This is a genomic window from Streptomyces sp. NPDC029216, assembly GCF_040648015.1.
Classification (GTDB): Bacteria; Actinomycetota; Actinomycetes; order Streptomycetales; family Streptomycetaceae; genus Streptomyces.
The window spans coordinates 75,225-91,466 of record NZ_JBEZWL010000017.1 but is presented as its reverse complement, the minus strand read 5'-3'; the positions used below and the strand labels follow the sequence as shown (position 1 = coordinate 91,466).

General features: G+C 74.7%; 15 protein-coding genes. 10 read left to right on the top strand and 5 right to left on the bottom strand.

From position 1 onward, the window contains the following. Positions 1-161: 161 nt before the first annotated feature. The 7 genes from AB0F18_RS09940 (at position 162) to AB0F18_RS09910 (ending at position 9,572) form a co-directional block, all read left to right on the top strand. On the top strand, positions 162-980 hold the full coding sequence (locus tag AB0F18_RS09940; RefSeq protein ID WP_362056921.1) for a hypothetical protein: 819 nt from the start codon (positions 162-164) through the stop codon (positions 978-980). Continuing rightward, entirely contained in the window at positions 977-2,260 is a 1,284-nt protein-coding gene (locus AB0F18_RS09935; protein ID WP_362056907.1) for a hypothetical protein, read from the top strand. Before AB0F18_RS09940 ends, AB0F18_RS09935 begins: the two co-directional genes overlap by 4 nt. 20 nt (positions 2,261-2,280) lie before the next feature. Continuing rightward, on the top strand, positions 2,281-2,901 hold the full coding sequence (locus tag AB0F18_RS09930) for a TetR/AcrR family transcriptional regulator (RefSeq protein ID WP_362056904.1): 621 nt from the start codon (positions 2,281-2,283) through the stop codon (positions 2,899-2,901). A gap of 205 nt (positions 2,902-3,106) precedes the next feature. Next, entirely contained in the window at positions 3,107-5,350 is a 2,244-nt protein-coding gene (locus tag AB0F18_RS09925; protein WP_362056901.1) for a molybdopterin oxidoreductase family protein, read from the top strand. A 73-nt stretch (positions 5,351-5,423) separates the two neighbouring features. Continuing rightward, positions 5,424-6,905 carry a citrate:proton symporter gene (locus tag AB0F18_RS09920; RefSeq protein WP_362056898.1) on the top strand — a complete coding sequence of 494 codons (1,482 nt, stop codon included), beginning with the start codon at positions 5,424-5,426 and terminating at the stop codon, positions 6,903-6,905. Positions 6,906-7,011: 106 nt separating this feature from the next. Next, complete coding sequence (locus AB0F18_RS09915) at positions 7,012-8,424, top strand: aldehyde dehydrogenase family protein (RefSeq protein WP_362056895.1); 1,413 nt, start codon at positions 7,012-7,014, stop codon at positions 8,422-8,424. Between the two features lie 68 nt (positions 8,425-8,492). Further along, positions 8,493-9,572 (top strand): Zn-dependent alcohol dehydrogenase, encoded by a 1,080-nt coding sequence (locus AB0F18_RS09910; protein ID WP_362056918.1) that lies wholly within the window; start codon positions 8,493-8,495, stop codon positions 9,570-9,572. Between the two features lie 10 nt (positions 9,573-9,582). On the opposite strand, the gene AB0F18_RS09905 is transcribed toward AB0F18_RS09910, so the two are convergent. Further along, positions 9,583-10,245 carry a TetR/AcrR family transcriptional regulator gene (locus AB0F18_RS09905; RefSeq protein WP_362056892.1) on the bottom strand — a complete coding sequence of 221 codons (663 nt, stop codon included), beginning with the start codon at positions 10,243-10,245 and terminating at the stop codon, positions 9,583-9,585. A 72-nt stretch (positions 10,246-10,317) separates the two neighbouring features. Between AB0F18_RS09905 and AB0F18_RS09900 the strand changes: the two genes are divergently transcribed. Continuing rightward, the gene (locus tag AB0F18_RS09900; RefSeq protein WP_362056889.1) at positions 10,318-11,472 is read left to right on the top strand and encodes an acyl-CoA dehydrogenase family protein; all 1,155 of its coding nucleotides are present in this window, start codon (positions 10,318-10,320) and stop codon (positions 11,470-11,472) included. A 91-nt stretch (positions 11,473-11,563) separates the two neighbouring features. After that, positions 11,564-12,208 carry a TetR/AcrR family transcriptional regulator gene (locus AB0F18_RS09895; RefSeq protein ID WP_362056886.1) on the top strand — a complete coding sequence of 215 codons (645 nt, stop codon included), beginning with the start codon at positions 11,564-11,566 and terminating at the stop codon, positions 12,206-12,208. Here the strand turns inward: AB0F18_RS09895 and AB0F18_RS09890 are convergent. Further along, positions 12,199-12,660 (bottom strand): MaoC family dehydratase, encoded by a 462-nt coding sequence (locus AB0F18_RS09890; protein ID WP_362056884.1) that lies wholly within the window; start codon positions 12,658-12,660, stop codon positions 12,199-12,201. The two genes, AB0F18_RS09895 and AB0F18_RS09890, sit on opposite strands and share 10 nt — an antisense overlap. Positions 12,661-12,789: 129 nt before the next feature. On the opposite strand from AB0F18_RS09890, the gene soxR reads away from it, so the two are divergent. After that, complete coding sequence (gene soxR / locus AB0F18_RS09885; RefSeq protein WP_362056881.1) at positions 12,790-13,239, top strand: redox-sensitive transcriptional activator SoxR; 450 nt, start codon at positions 12,790-12,792, stop codon at positions 13,237-13,239. On the opposite strand, the gene AB0F18_RS09880 is transcribed toward soxR, so the two are convergent. From AB0F18_RS09880 to AB0F18_RS09870, 3 genes are all read right to left on the bottom strand, one after another. After that, the gene (locus AB0F18_RS09880) at positions 13,214-14,095 is read right to left on the bottom strand and encodes a 3-keto-5-aminohexanoate cleavage protein (protein WP_362056878.1); all 882 of its coding nucleotides are present in this window, start codon (positions 14,093-14,095) and stop codon (positions 13,214-13,216) included. The genes soxR and AB0F18_RS09880 overlap by 26 nt on opposite strands. Continuing rightward, on the bottom strand, positions 14,092-14,694 hold the full coding sequence (locus AB0F18_RS09875; RefSeq protein WP_362056875.1) for a hypothetical protein: 603 nt from the start codon (positions 14,692-14,694) through the stop codon (positions 14,092-14,094). Before AB0F18_RS09875 ends, AB0F18_RS09880 begins: the two co-directional genes overlap by 4 nt. Positions 14,695-14,854: 160 nt before the next feature. Continuing rightward, positions 14,855-16,147, bottom strand: coding sequence for a serine-threonine protein kinase (locus tag AB0F18_RS09870; RefSeq protein WP_362056872.1), 1,293 nt, complete (start codon positions 16,145-16,147; stop codon positions 14,855-14,857). Positions 16,148-16,242: the final 95 nt, after the last annotated feature.

Genomic DNA, 16,242 nt, shown 5'->3' with positions numbered 1-16,242 from the left:
GGGCCCGCCCCGGCCCCGACCACCTCGGCCGAGCCCCCGGCCCCCCACCCCGGAGGCGACCGGTGACCGCCGGCCCCGCCGAGCCCCGCATCCCGTGCGACGCCTGCCGGGCGGCCGCCCGCCGGGCCCGCCCGGGACGCCGCCGCGCCCGGACGGCCGCGCTGGCCGCCCTGCTCCTGCTGCTCGTGGGCGGCTCGGCCACGGGCTGCGGCGGCCGCGCCACCACCCACCACAAACCCGGCACCTCCCACGAACAGGCCTCGGGTGACGTCGGCACCCTGCTCGACGCCCAGGACGGCAGCGGACACCACCTGCGCGAGGTCCCGGCCCAGGGCGCGCCGGAGGTACGGCTCACCGCCCGGCCCGATTCCGAGGACGGCTGGAACCTCCAGCTGGCCGTGACCGGCTTCCGCTTCACCCCCGACAGCACCGGCGGCGCCGCCCTCCCGGGCGCGGGCCACGCCCACCTGGAGCTCGACGGCCACAAGCTGGCCCGCGTGTACGGCCCCTGGTTCCACCTGCCCGCGGCGCAGGTACCCCAGGGCCCGCACACCCTGACCGTCCGCCTCTACGCGGACGACCACACCGCCTGGGCCGTCGCCGGCAAGCCGGTCGAGTCGGCGGTGCAGCTGACCGCGGGCCCCCCGGGCCAGGAGTCCCACAGCCACCCCGCACCGGCCCCCACCGGCTCCCCGGCACCCCCGCAGGCACCCGAGGCCGACCGGACCGTCACCGTCACCGTCCGCGACGGCAAGGTGTCCCCGCCAACCGGCCGCACCGAGCTCAAACGCGGCGAGCGGATCGCCCTGCGCGTCACCAGCGACCGCGCCGACACCCTGCACGTGCACGGCTACGACAAGGAACTCGCCCTGCCGGCGGGCCAGGAGGCCACCCTGGTCCTGGCGGCCGACCGCACGGGCCTCTTCGAGGTCGAGACCCACGAGTCCCGCCTCGTCCTGACCCAACTCCTCGTCCGATGACGCCCCCGCTCGCGCACGGGATCGGCTCCCGGCACGATCTGCCGATCTCCCCCTTCTACGCCTTCGCAGGCGCCTTCACCGCGCTCTTCGTCTCCTTCCTCGCACTCGGCCTCCTCTGGTCCGCGTCCCGCTTCCGCGGCAACGGCTCCGGACTCGCCCTGCCCGCCGGGCTCCAGCGGGTGGCCGACGCGCCGGCCACCCGCTCCGCCCTGCGCGGGCTCGGTCTCGCCGCAGCCCTCGCCGTACTCCTCCACCTCCTCCTCGGTCCCGACGACCCCGCCCGCAACCCCGCTCCCGGCGCCGTCTACGTCCTGCTGTGGGTCGGACTCGTGCCCGCCTCCCTCCTCCTCGGCCCCGTCTGGCGCCTGCTCAACCCGCTCCGCACCCTGCACCGCCTCCTCAGCCGGGCCCGCCGCCGGCCGCCCGGAGCCGGCCGCCCCCTGCCGGCCGCCCTCGGCCAATGGCCCGCCGCCGCGGGGCTGTTCGCCTTCACCTGGCTCGAACTGGTCTCTCCCGATCCCGCATCCACCACCTCCCTCCTGCTCGCCCTCACCTGCTACGCCGCCGTGCACCTGCTCCTCGCCGCCCGCTTCGGCGAGGGCTGGTTCACCGGCGCCGACGCCTTCGAGGCCTACTCCGACCTCCTGGGCCGGCTCTCCCCCTTCGGCCGCCGCGACGACGGCCGCCTCGTCCTGCGCAACCCCTTCCACGGACTCGACGCGACGCCCGAGCGGCCCGGACTCGTCGCCACCGTCTGCGTCCTGCTCGGCTCCACCGCCTACGACGGCTACTCCGACAACCCCTCCTGGATCGACGCCACTCAGACCTCCCCCCTCGGCCGCACCCCCACGGCCACACTCGGACTGCTCGGTTCCATAGCCCTCGTCGCCACCCTGTACTGCCTGTGCGCGGGGGCCACCCGCCTCGTCAGCGGACCGCACCCCCGCCCGCTGACCGCCTTCGCGCACTCACTCGTGCCGATCGCCCTCGGCTATCTCATCGCCCATTACTTCTCCCTCCTCGTCACCGAAGGACCACGCACAGTAAGCATGGCACTGGGCACTGACAACGGCCCCGATCCCAGTCCCCCCTTGGGTCCCGGCGGCCTCGCCGCCCTCCAGGTGATCGCCGTCGTCTCCGGTCACGTACTCGGTGTGATCGCCGCGCACGACCGCTCCGTGCGCCTCTTCCCGCCGGCGAAGGCCGTCGCGGGGCAGCTCCCGCTGCTCGCGCTGATGATCACGTACACCATCGGCGGGCTCACCCTCCTCTTGAACTGAGCTCGGCAAGGAAGGGCATGATGGATCCCGTGCCTCCCGCCCACCCACTGCGCCGGGCCCCGGTCCAGCAGCGCAGCGCCGACCGCCTCGCCCGGATCCTCGACGCCTGCGCCGAACTCCTCGACGAGACCGGGTACGAGAACCTCAGCACCCGCGCCGTCGCCCTGCGCGCCGGGGTGCCCATCGGCTCCGTCTACCGCTTCTTCGGCAACAAGCGGGCCATGGCCGCCGCCCTGGCCCACCGCAACCTCGACCGCTACGCCGAAGGCATCACGGCACGGCTCGCCCTGCTCCCCGCCACCCAGTGGCGGCCCGTCGTGGACGCCGTGCTGGACGAGTACCTGACCATGAAGCGGACCGTCCCCGGCTTCGCCCTCGTCGACTTCGGGATCCCCGCGCCGCCCCCCGAAGGCGCCGCCGCCGACCCCAACCACCAGGTCGCCGCGCGCCTCACCGAACTCCTCCGCACCCACCTCGGGCTCGCCCCCGACCCGGCCCTCGGGCGGGCCGTCCTCGTGGCCGTCGAGGCGACCGACGCGCTCGTCCAGCTGGCCTTCCGGACCGACCCGGCCGGGGACCCCGGGATCATCACCGAGACCCGGGCGATGATGCACGCCTACCTGGCCCGCGTCCTGGACTGACGCCGCTACCTGGCCCGTGTCCTGGACTGACGCCGCGCCGCACGCCTCCGGCCACCCCTCCCGCGCCCGGGCCGAACCGGCTGCCGCAACCCCCTCCCCACCGTCCCTACCGGTCGGTATGCTCGGGGCGCCCGCGTGCCCGCGCCGTGCGGCGGGCCCCGCCGGTCCGCGCCGGCGCCCCCGCCTGCCGCCCCCAGGAGGGCCCATGCCCCGCACCGCCCCGCGTATCTGCCCTCTCTGCGAAGCCACCTGCGGACTCACCCTCACCATCGAGGGCACCACCGTCACCGGCGCCCGCGGCGACCGCGACGACGTCTTCAGCCGCGGTTTCATCTGCCCCAAAGGCGCCGCCTTCGGCGCCCTCGACGCCGACCCCGACCGGCTGCGCACCCCCCTCGTCCGCCGCGACGGACGACTGGTGGAGGCCACCTGGGACGAGGCGTACGAGGCCATCGCGGCGGCCGTGCCCGCCCTCGTCCGGGAGCACGGCGCCCAGTCCGTGGGCGTCGTCCTAGGGAACCCCAACGTCCACACCATGGCCGGCGCCCTCTACCCGCCGCTCCTCCTCGGCGCCCTGGGCACCCGCAACCTCTTCACCGCCAGCACCCTCGACCAGATGCCCAAACACGTCTCCAGCGGGCTCCTGTTCGGCGACCCCTCCGCCATCCCGGTGCCCGACCTGGACCGCACCGACTTCCTCCTGCTGATCGGCGCCAATCCCGTCGAGTCCAACGGATCCCTGTGCACCGCCCCCGACTTCCCCGGCCGGCTCAAGGCCCTGCGGGCCAGGGGCGGCACGCTCGTCGTCGTCGACCCCCGCCGCACCCGCACCGCCCGGCTCGCCGACCGGCACCTCGCGCCGCGCCCCGGCAGCGACGCCCTGCTGCTGGCCGCGCTCGCCCACACCCTCCTGGAGGAGAAGCTCACCGCTCCCGGCGCGCTCGCCGAACACACCGAAGGACTCGGGGAACTCGCCGACGCCCTCGGGAGTTTCACCCCTGAGGCCGTCGCCCCCGCCTGCGACCTGCCGGCCGGGGAGATCCGCACCCTGGCCCGGGAGCTCGCGGCCTCGCCGACCGCCGCCGTCTACGGGCGGATCGGCAGCTGCACCGTCGAGTACGGGACGCTCGCCAGCTGGCTCGTCGACGTCCTGAACATCCTCACGGGCAACCTCGACCGCCCCGGCGGGGCCCTCTTCCCGCTCCCCGCCACCGGTCCGCGGCCCCGCCCCGCCGCCCCCGGCAGGGGGTTCGCCCTCGGCCGCTGGCACAGCAGGGTCAGCGGGCACCCCGAGGCAAAGAGCGAACTGCCCACCGCAGCCCTGGCCGAGGAGATCGAAACGCCGGGGGAGGGGCGCATCCGCGCCCTGATCGCCATCGCCGCCAACCCCGTGCTGTCCGCCCCCGACGGCCGGCGGCTCGACGCGGCCGTGGCCGGGCTCGACTTCATGGTCAGCGTCGACCCGTACCTGAACGAGACCTCCCGCCACGCCCACGTCGTGCTGCCCCCGCCGCCGCCCTCCCAGAGCGCGCACCACGACTTCGCCTTCAACGGGTTCGCCATCCGCAACCAGGTCCGCTACACCCGGCCCGCCGTCCCCCTGGAGGAAGGGCGCCTCGACGAGTGCGAGGTCCTCGCCCGCCTCGTCCTGGCCGTCTCCGGCATGCACGGCTCCGCCGAGCCCTCGGCCGTCGACGAGATGGCCATCGGGGCCGCCCTCGCCAAGGAGACCGCCGACCGGCACTCCCCCCTGCACGGAGCCGATCCCGCCCGCCTCGCGGGACTGCTGACGGGCGAGAACGGCCCCGAGCGCAGACTCGACCTGATGCTGCGACTCGGCCCGTACGGGGACCTGTTCGGCGCCGCCGGGCCCGGACAGGCGCAGGACGGGCTCAGCCTGGAGCGGCTCCTCGCGCACCCGCACGGCATCGACCTGGGCCCCCTGCGGCCCCGGCTCCCCGGACTGCTGAGGACCCGCAGCGGCAGGATCGAGCTGCTGCCGGACCCGATCGCGGCCGAGCTGCCCCGGCTGCGCGCGGCGCTCGCCGACCGCCCCGCCGCCCTGGTGCTCGTGGGCCGCCGCCACCTGCGGTCCAACAACAGCTGGCTGCACAACGTCCCGGCCCTGGTCGGAGGTTCCAACCGCTGCACCCTCCAGGTCCACCCCCGGGACGCCGACCGTCTCGGTCTCGCCGACGGCGGCCGGGCCCGGGTCACCGCCGACGGCGGCAGCCTGGAGGTCCCGGTGGAGGTCACCGACACCGTCCGCACCGGCGTGGTCAGCCTCCCGCACGGCTGGGGCCACGACCGCGACGGCACCCGGCTCACGGTGGCCGGCGCCGAACCGGGGGTCAACGTGAACCAGCTCCTCGACGGCAGCCGCCTCGACCCGCTCTCGGGCACCGCGGTGCTCAACGGCTTCCCTGTCACCCTCACACCCCTGCCCTGAGCTGGGGTTTTGCTCGTATTGCTCACGGCCGGACGTCTTGTTGGCCCCAGGAGGCGGCACCTACCTTCCCTGCATGCTGACCTTCCTCGGCTTCGCCATGATCGCGACCTTCCTGGTCCTGATCATGCTGAAGAAAATGTCGCCCATCGCGGCGCTCGTCCTCATCCCCGCGCTCTTCTGCGTGTTCGCCGGAAAGGGCGCGCACCTGGGGGACTACGTCATCGACGGCGTCGGCAAGCTCGCGCCCACCGCCGCCATGCTGATGTTCGCCATCGTCTACTTCGGCGTGATGATCGACGTCGGCCTCTTCGACCCGGTCGTCCGGGGCATCCTGCGGTTCTGCAAGGCCGACCCCATGCGGGTGGTGGTCGGCACGGCCGTCCTCGCGGCGATCGTCTCCCTCGACGGGGACGGATCGACCACCTTCATGATCACCGTCTCGGCCATGTACCCGCTGTACAAGCGGCTCGGCCTGAGCCTGGTGGTCATGACCGGGGTCGCCGCGACCGCCAACGGGGTCATGAACACCCTGCCCTGGGGCGGCCCCACCGCCCGCGCGGCCACCGCGCTCAAGCTCGACGCGGCCGACATCTTCGTCCCGATGATCCCGGCCCTGGCCGTCGGCCTGGTCTTCGTCTTCGTCCTGGCCTACGTCCTGGGCGTGCGGGAGCGCCGCCGGGTCGGCTCCCTGGTCATGCCCGGCGAGGAGGCCGGGCAGGAGGAGCGGTCCGAGCACGAGCGGCAGGCCGGGCGGGAGTCCGAGGTCCTGGTCGCGGCCGGGTCCGGCGGGAAGGCGGCCGCAGCGGGCTCCCGCAGCGCGGGCGCCGGAGCCGGCGGCGAGGCCGCCCCGGACGCGGACCCCGCGCCCGCCCACGGCCCCGGCGACGAGGCCCCCGCCCCCGCGCCCGCGGACATCCAGGGGCTCGACCCCCACCGCCCGACCCTCCGCCCCCGCCTCTACTGGTTCAACGCGGGCCTCACCGCCGTCCTGCTCACCGCGATGATCATGGAGTTGCTGCCCATCCCGGTGCTCTTCCTGCTCGGCGCGGCCCTCGCCCTGACGGTGAACTTCCCGCACATGCCCGACCAGAAGGCCCGGATCGCCGCCCACGCCGACAACGTCCTCAACGTCGCCGGCATGGTCTTCGCCGCCGCCGTCTTCACCGGCGTCCTCTCCGGCACCGGCATGGTCAAGCACATGGCCGACTGGCTGGTCGGTGCCATCCCCGACGGCATGGGCCCGCACATGGCCCTGGTCACGGGCCTGCTGAGCCTGCCCCTCACCTACTTCATGTCGAACGACGGCTTCTACTTCGGCGTCCTGCCGGTCCTGGCCGAGGCGGGCGCCGCCCACGGCGTCGGGCCGCTCGAAATCGCCCGCGCCTCCCTGGCCGGCCAGGCCCTGCACATGTCCAGCCCACTGGTTCCGGCCGTCTACGTCCTCGTCGGCATGGCCAGGGTCGAGTTCGGCGACCACACCCGGTTCACCGTGAAATGGGCGGCCCTCACCTCCCTCGTCGTCCTCGGGGCGGGGATGCTTTTCGGCATCATCTGACCCCCGCGACCCCTGGCAGGCCGAAAACTACCGGCGCTAGTTTGTAGGGTGTTGGCGACGTCAGGTCCGCGCGTCTACGCGCTCGTGCGTGCTCGGGAGGAAAGCGATGAAGGCCCACGACGGGATGTACATCGGCGGGGAGTGGCGGCCCGCCGCCGGATCCGGCCGCATCGAGGTGGTCAACCCGGCCGACGAGCAGGTCATCGCCGGGGTCCCGGCCGGCACGGCCGAGGACGTGGACGCGGCCGTACGGGCCGCCCGTGCGGCCTTCCCCGGCTGGGCCGCCACCCCTCCGGCCGAGCGGGCCGCGCTGATCGGGGCCCTGAGGGACGTGCTCGTCGCCCGCAAGAGCGAGATCGCCGAGACCATCACCGCCGAACTCGGCTCCCCGCTCGGCTTCGCCGAGGCGGTGCACGTCGGCGCGCCGATCGCGGTGGCCTCCTCGTACGCCGAGCTGGCCGGCTCGTACGCCTTCGAGGAGCGGCTCGGGAACTCCACCGTGTTCCACGAGCCGGTCGGCGTGGTCGGGGCGATCACGCCCTGGAACTATCCGCTGCACCAGGTCGTTGCCAAGGTGGCACCCGCTCTCGCCGCCGGCTGCACCATCGTCCTCAAACCGGCCGAGGACACCCCGCTGACCGCACAGCTCTTCGCCGAAGCCGTGCACGAGGCGGGCATCCCGGCCGGAGTCTTCAACCTGGTGACCGGCACCGGCCCGGTCGCCGGCCAGGCGCTGGCCGAGCACGAAGGAGTCGACCTCGTCTCCTTCACCGGCTCGACCGCCGTCGGCAAGAAGATCGGCGCCATCGCCGGCGCCGCCGTCAAGCGCGTCGCACTCGAACTCGGCGGCAAGTCGGCGAACGTCATCCTGCCCGGGGCCGACCTGGCCAAGGCCGTCGCGGCGGGCGTCGGACACGTCATGAACAACACCGGCCAGAGCTGCAACGCCCTCACCCGCATGCTCGTCCACCGGGACCAGTACGAGGAGGCCGTCACCCTCGCGGCCGCCGCCGTCGCCAAGTACCCCTCCGGCGACCCCCGCGACCCGGGCACCCGCCTCGGACCGGTCATCAACGCCACCCAGCGCGACCGCGTCCGCGGATACATCGGCAAGGGCGTCGAGGAAGGCGCACGCCTGGTCGTGGGCGGTCCCGACGCGCCCCACGAGCGCGGCTACTTCGTCGCCCCGACCGTGTTCGCCGACGTCACCCCCGACATGACCATCGCCCAGGAGGAGATCTTCGGCCCGGTGCTGTCGATCCTCTCCTACGAGGACGAGGACGAGGCCCTGCGGATCGCCAACGGCACCGTCTACGGCCTGGGCGGCGCCGTGTGGGCGGCGGACGCCGAGACGGCCGTGGCGTTCGCGCGCCGCATGGACACCGGGCAGGTGGACATCAACGGCGGCCGCTTCAACGTGCTCGCGCCCTTCGGCGGCTACAAGCAGTCGGGCGTGGGCCGCGAGCTGGGCCCGCACGGCCTGGGGGAGTACCTCCAGACCAAGTCGCTCCAGTTCTGAGCCCGGGCCGGCCCCGTGCCGGCATGCCCAGCCCCCTCCCCCGAAGACACGACACGGAGACGACGACCATGGTCCGCGCCGCCATCCTGCCCGCCGTCGGAGCCCCGCTGGAGATACGGGAGATCGTGCTGCCCGAACCCGGACCCGGACAGGTCCGGGTGCGGCTCGCCGCGGCCGGGGTCTGCCACTCCGACCTCTCCCTCACCGACGGCACCATGCGGGTGCCCGTCCCCGCCGTCCTCGGACACGAGGGCGCGGGGACGGTCCTCGCCGTCGGGGAGGGGGTGACCCACGTCGCCCCCGGCGACGGCGTGGTCCTCAACTGGGCTCCGTCCTGCGGCGAGTGCCACCACTGCCGGATCGGCGAGGTCTGGCTCTGCGCCAAGGCCCTGTCCGGGGTCGGCGCGGTCTACGCCCACGACGCCGAGGGCACCGAGCTGCACCCCGGGCTGAACGTCGCCGCGTTCGCCGAGGAGACCGTCGTCGCGGCGAACTGCGTACTGCCCGCGCCCGCCGGGATCCCGCTCCAGGAGGCCGCGCTGCTCGGCTGCGCGGTGCTCACCGGCTACGGGGCGGTCCACCACAGCGCCCAGGTCCGCCCGGGCGAGTCGGTGGCGGTGTTCGGCGTCGGCGGGGTCGGGCTGGCGGCCCTCCAGGCGGCGCGGATCGCCGGGGCGGGCCCGATCGTGGCCGTCGACGTCTCCCCGGCCAAGGAGGAGCTGGCCCGGGCCGCCGGAGCCGGCGAGTTCGTGCTCGCCTCCGAGACCACCGCCAAGGAGATCCGTGCGCTGACCGCCGGGCAGGGCGCGGACGTCGCCGTCGAGTGCGTGGGGCGGGCGCAGACCATCCGCACGGCCTGGGAGTCCACGCGGCGGGGCGGGCGGACGACGGTGGTCGGGATCGGGGGCAAGGAGCAGCAGGTGAGTTTCCACGCGCTGGAGATCTTCCACTTCGCGCGGAGCCTGACCGGCTGCGTGTACGGGAACAGCGACCCGGCGCGGGACCTTCCGGTGATCGCCGAACACGTCCGGGCCGGCCGCCTCGACCTCGGCTCCATGGTCACCGACCGGATCGGGCTGGACGGGATTCCGGCCGCGTTCGAGGCGATGGTCGCGGGCAAGGGCGGGCGGTCGCTGGTCGTCTTCTAGCGCGGGGGCCTCAGGCGTCGGTGTCCGGGGCTTCCCGCAGGGCCTCGTACTGGAGGGCCAGGCCGTCCAGGAGGGCCGTCAGGCCCGTTTCGAAGGCGCCCTCGTCCACCTCGTGCTGCCGTTCCGCCAGGAGGTGGGCCTGGCCCAGGTGGGGGTAGTCCGACGGGTCGTACGCGGTCTCGTCGTCGACGAAACCCCGGGCGAACGAGGCCACCGCCGAGCCCAGGATGAAGTACCGCATCAGGGCGCCGATCCGGGTCGCGTGGGCCGGGGGCCAGCCCGCCGCCGTCATGGCGCCGAACACCGCGTCCGCGACGCGCAGTCCGGCCGGGCGGCGGCCCGGGCCCCGGGCCAGCACCGGCACGATGTTCGGGTGGTCCGCCAGGGCGTCGCGGTAGGAGTGGGCCCAGCCGTGGAGGGCGCCGCGCCAGTCGGAGGTCCCGTCGACGCCGTCGAACACGGACAGGTCGACCCGTGCGCTCACCGCGTCCGCGACCGCCTCCAGGATCGCGTCCTTCGTCTGGAAGTGGTTGTAGAGGGACGGGCCGCTGACCCCGAGCGCGGCCGCCAGCCGGCGGGTCGACACCGCCTCGAGCCCCTCCGCGTCCACCAGCTCGCCCGCCGCCTCGACGATGCGGTCTCTGCTGAGGAGGGGCTTGCGCGGTCTGGCCATGCGCCACATAGTAGGCCCTGCCCCGCCATAAACTACCGCTGCTAGTTAAAGCCTCAGGGCAGGAGGAACCCCGTGAACCTGGAGCTCAGCGAGGAGCAGGAGGCGGTACGCCGGCTCGCCCGCGCGTTCACCGAGCGGGAGATCTCCCCGTACGCCGCCGAGTGGGACCGCGCCGAGAGCGTGGACCGGTCGCTCGTGAAGAAGCTCGGGGACGTCGGCTTCCTCGGCCTCACCGTCCCCGAGGAGTACGGGGGTTCCGGCGGCGACCACCTCTCCTACGTGCTGGTCACCGAGGAGCTCGGCCGCGGGGACTCCGCCGTGCGCGGCATCGTCTCCGTCTCCCTCGGCCTGGTCGCCAAGACCGTCGCCGCCTGGGGGACCGAGGAGCAGAAACGTTCCTGGCTGCCCCGCCTCTGCTCCGGCGAGGCCCTCGGCTGCTTCGGCCTGACCGAGCCCGGCACCGGCTCCGACGCGGCCTCCCTCACCACCCGCGCCGTGCGCGAGGGGGACGCGTACGTCATCAGCGGCAGCAAGATGTTCATCACCAACGGGACCTGGGCCGACGTGGTCCTGCTGTTCGCCCGGACCGACTCCGCCGACCCCGGCCACCGCGGCATCTCCGCCTTCCTCGTCCCCGCCGACAGCCCCGGCCTGACCCGCCGCGAGGTCCACGGCAAGCTGGGCCTGCGCGGCCAGGCCACCGCCGAGCTCACCCTCGACGGCGTCCGCGTCCCCGCCTCCGCGATGCTCGGCCCCGAGGGCAAGGGCTTCTCCGTCGCCATGTCCGCCCTGGCCAAGGGCCGGATGTCGGTGGCCGCCGGCTGCGTCGGCATCGCCCAGGCGGCCCTGGACGCGGCCGTCTCGTACGCCGCCCAGCGCGAGCAGTTCGGCAAGCCGATCGCCCACTACCAGCTGGTCCAGGAGCTGATCGCCGACATCTCGGTCGACGTGGACGCGGCCCGGCTGCTGACCTGGCGGGTCGCCGACCTCATCGACCGCGGGCAGCCCTTCGCCACCGAGGCCTCCACCGCCAAGCTCTTCGCCTCCGAGGCAGCCGTGCGCGCCGCGGGCAACGCCCTCCAGGTGCACGGCGGCTACGGCTACATCGACGAGTACCCGGCCGGGAAGCTGCTGCGCGACGCCCGCGTCATGACCCTCTACGAGGGCACCAGTCAGATCCAGAAGCTGCTCATCGGCCGCGCCCGCACCGGCGTCTCGGCCTTCTGAGCCCCCCGCCGGCCCACCCGCCGGAACGATCCCTAAGCGCTTGCTCACCCTCCGGTAAGCTGTTCCATTCCTACAGGCGGAGAGGTGAGCGATGGACAGCGCGGCGGAGACGACCGACGGCTACCAGGCGTGGTCGGAGGTCACCCCGGACGCCGCGCGGCGCCTGCTCGTGGCGGCCGTCGAGGCCTTCGCGGAGCGCGGCTACCACGCGACCACCACCCGCGACATCGCGGGACGTGCCGGGATGAGCCCGGCCGCGCTCTACATCCACTACAAGACCAAGGAAGAGCTGCTCCACCGGATCAGCCGCATCGGCCACGACAAGGCCCTGGAGATCCTGGAGACCGCCGCCTCCGGCCCGGGTTCGGCGGCCGAGCGGCTCGACGCCGCGGTGCGCTCCTTCGTGCTGTGGCACGCCGCGCACCACACCACCGCGCGCGTGGTCCAGTACGAGCTCGACGCCCTCGCCCCCGAGCACCGCTCCGAGATCGTCGCCCTGCGCCGCCTCAGCGACGCCGCCGTGCGGCGCATCCTCTCCGAAGGCGTGCGGGCGGGGGAGTTCGACGTCCCCGACCTGCCGGGCACCACCCTCGCCGTGCTGTCCCTGTGCATCGACGTGGCCCGCTGGTTCAGCGCCGAAGGGCGGCGCACGCCCGACGAGGTCGGCGCCCTCTACGCCGACCTCGTGCTGCGGATGGTGGGCGCGCGCCCGGCCGCCGGGCCCGCTCAGAAGTAGTAGCGGGACAGCGACTCCGCCACGCACACCGGCTTCTCGCCGCCCTCGCGCTCGACCGTCACCGTCGCCGCGACCTGGACGCCGCCGCCCGCCTCCGTGACCTCCGTGATCACGGCGGTGGCGCGCAGCCGCGAGCCGGCCGGCACCGTCGCCGGGAAGCGCACCTTGCCCAGGCCGTAGTTGATGCCCATCCGCATGCCCTCGACCCGCATGACCTGCGGTACCAGGCTCGGCAGCAGGGACAGCGTCAGATAGCCGTGCGCGATGGTCGAGCCGAAGGGTCCGGCGGCGGCCCGCTCCGGGTCCACGTGGATCCACTGGTGGTCGCCGGTCGCGTCCGCGAAGAGGTCGATCCGCTTCTGGTCCACCTCCAGCCACCCGCTCGGCCCGAGCGTCTCGCCGATCGCGGCGCGCAGCTCCTCGGCGGACGTGAAGATCCTCGGTTCGGCCATTCCCTGCCCCTGTCTCCCGCTGAACGCTGAATCCGGCCCTGTGGACGCGCAAAGCGCTTGAATAAGCGCTTGCTCAGCATGCTGGGGCCCGGCACGTCTGTCAACGGACCTCCGACTACCCTCGGACACGTGCCGCAGATTCCCGAGAAAGTCCACGAACTCACCGTCGGCCAGCTGTCCGCGCGCAGCGGAGCGGCCGTCTCCGCCCTGCACTTCTACGAGACCAAGGGCCTGATCAGCAGCCGCCGCACCCCGGGCAACCAGCGGCGCTACACCCGGGAGACGCTGCGCCGGGTCGCGTTCGTGCGCGCCGCGCAGCGCGTGGGCATCCCGCTGGCCAACATCCGCGAGGCGCTGGCCCAGTTGCCCGAGGAGCGCACGCCCACCCGGGAGGACTGGGCCCGGCTGTCCGAGAACTGGCGTAGTGAGCTCGATCAGCGGATCAATCAACTCAGCCGTCTGCGCGACCACTTGTCGGACTGCATCGGCTGCGGCTGCCTCTCGCTGAAGAACTGCGCGCTGTCCAACCCGGACGACGCCTTCGGCGAGCGCCTCACCGGCTCCCGGCTGTCCTCGTAGCGTCCGGCGCCGCGGGCCACAACCCGACCGCGGCCGCCACCAGTTCGGCGTTCGACCGCGCCGGCCGGCCGTCGGGCAGGTGCAGTACCTCCCCCACCCCGATCCGCGCGCCCGTACCGCAGCGCGCGGCCAGCCGCAGTACGGGCCAGGCCGCGACCTCCCGCCCGTAGAGCACGACCGGCACCGGCGGCAGCCAGCGCATCCCGGCGACCAGCGCCGGGTCGGCCTCCGCCAGCTCCACCACCAGCCGGACCCGCCCGGCAGCCGGGGGAGGGCTCCACGACAGGAAGCGGGCCAGCGGCTCCGGCCCGGCCCCGCCGCCGAGCGGGACCACGGCGTCCACCGCCACCCCCCGCTCCAGCGCGGCCCGCCCCAGCTCCGCCGCACCCGGCTCGGCGAAGGGCACCGCCACCCGGTCCGGCAGCACCGTCCAGGACCGCACCCGCTCCAGCCGCCCCGCCGGATCCGGCTCGGCCGCCACCCCCGCCGGCACCGACAGAGGTACGCGGACCCCCGCGCCGCGCAACTCCGCCAGCAGGGGCCCGACCACCCGGGGCGAGAGGCTCTCCCGCCCGCACGGGGTCCTCGGATGCACCAGCACCTCGCCGGCCCCGGCCGCGACCGCCGCCAGCGCCGACTCCGCCAGATCCGCCGGGGACAACGGCACCGCGCCCCCGTCACCGGCGTCCCGCGAGCCGTTCAACGCGACCTGCAACGTACGCCCCCACCCGAACCCGCCGCCCATGCCGCCCGCGCCACGGCCGCCCGAGCCGCCCACGCCGCCAGGGTCCCCCGCACCGCGCCCGCCCGCGCCGCCCCCGGGACCGCCCGCCCCGCCGCCGAGCCCCCCGCTCATGCCGCGTCCGCCGAGGCCGCCGGATGCACCGCCGCCGTGTCCGTCAGCGCCGGCCGGGGCACCACGATCCCGCAGCCCCCGCACACCGGCCCGTCCCACGCCCAGGCCCCGGCCCACGCCCCCGGCCCCGCCAGCGCCGACGGCCAGCGCAGCTCCCGCTCCCCGCAGACCGGGCAGGCCGTCCCCGGCTCCGACTCCAGCGCCTTCACCAGCCGCCTCAGCACCTCGCCGAGCGTCCCCTCCGGCCGCACGCCCGGATCGGCGCACCGCACCACGGCGTCCCCACTGCCGCCCCAGGCCCACTCCGGCTGCCGCACCCCGTCGTGCTTCTCACGTCTGCGCCGCGCCGCGAACTGCCGCTCGTACTCCAGCCAGACCGCCCGCGCGTCCTCCAGTTCCTCCAGCGCCGCGACCAGCCGCAGCGGATCCGCGCCCCGGTCCTCGGGGGCGATCCCGTGCCGGTCGCACAGGTGCCACCACGTCGCCCGGTGCCCGTAGGGCGCGAACCGCTCCAGACAGCGGCGCAGCGAATGGCGCCGCAGGGCCCGGTCGTTGCGCGCGTCGCGCACCTGGTAGGCCAGACTCCGAAAACCCGCCACTGTACCTTCACCTCCGCCGTGCCCCTGCCCACACCGTGTCCGTCGTGCCCCGCGCTACCGCGTAGAACGAAGCAGCCCGCCCCGACGTGCCCAACATGCCCGAGGGGATGCGGGCGCATGCGGGGGCGGTCGAGGCGTGCGGGTGGCACATGGCCGGAAGTCAGCGCCCCATGCGCCCCGCGCCGACCACGATCCGGGCCAGCTCCTCGTGGCAGATGTCGCTGTGCGCCCCCGACGGGGCACCGCCCCGGCGGACCACGGACCCCGCGTCCACACTGACGCAGCCCGCCCCCGGAAGCCCCCCGTTCAGGGCCGCGTCCAGGCCCAGCCGCGGGGCGCCCGGCACCGCCTGCACCCCGTCGTGCCCGACCGCGCCCCACCGCTCGTCGAAGCCGAGCAGACCGGCCGAATCCCCCGCCATCCGGGAGGCCAGCGGATAGAAGACGCCGAGGGCCGAGTCGTGGGCGGAATGGCAGGCCACCACCGGTCCGTCGACCCGCCGCTGGAGCCCGCGCAGGGCGCCGCCGCGGCCCGGGTCGTGGGGCAGCCGCTCGCTGAACGCGTAGTGGGAGAAGGCCCCCTGGAGCAGCGTCAGCGACTTCACGTGACGGGCCCCCTCCGGCACGGCGCGCAGCGAGAACGACACCACCCGCGCCCCGAAGCTGTGGCCGATCAGGTGGAAGCGCAGGGCCGGCCGCCGCCCCGCGAGGTCCGTCAGCACCGGCCCGAGCCCGTGCTCGCCGACCACCCCCGCCCGCTTCTTCATCTCGTAGTACGTGGCCTGGCGCAGCAGTTCCTTGGCGCCGCCCCACAGCCCGCGCAGCCCGTCGCCCGGGGTGAAGCCCGGCCGGGGGCCGTCGACGGCGGCGCCCGCCTCGGCCAGGGCGGCCGTCAGGGCGCGGCAGACCGCCACCGCGTCCAGCGTGAAGACGGCCGGGGTCCCGGGCGCCGCGACCGCCGCCGGGCCGGCCGGCCCGGCCCCCACCAGCTCCCGTACCAGCGCCCCGAACTCGGCGAGGGCCGCCTCCGACTCCGGCCGCTCCTCCAGCAGCGCCGCGATCCGGTCCAGCTCCGGCTCCCGCCCGGGCCAGAACGTGCCCAGCGCCGCACGGGTGGCCGCGTCCAGGGCGGGGCCGGGGGCCGCCGGCGCCAGGACGCCGTGCGGATCGAAGTCCGGTATCGGCTCGTCGGAGAACGCGATCGACGGCCACACCACTCCCACGTATCCCAGCCGCACCCCCGACCCCACCAGCCCCGGGAAGGGGGCGAAGAAGCGGTCGAAGAGCCTGGTGGCCGTCGCGCGGTCGCTGTTCCAGCCGTGCGCGAAGACCAGCAGGTCGGTGGCCTCCATCCGGGCCACCGTGGCCCGCGAGGCCGGATCCACGTCCCCCTGGGCGTCGAAGGTCAGCTCCTGGTACGGCCCGACCTCGATCCCCGTTGCGCCGTCCGCCATGACGTACCCCTTCCGCGCGAGCCGTGCCGGGTCGGTCGCAGCATCCCGCCGCGGGGCGGCAACGGCCAGACCCGTGACGGCAGCGGCACGGCTCA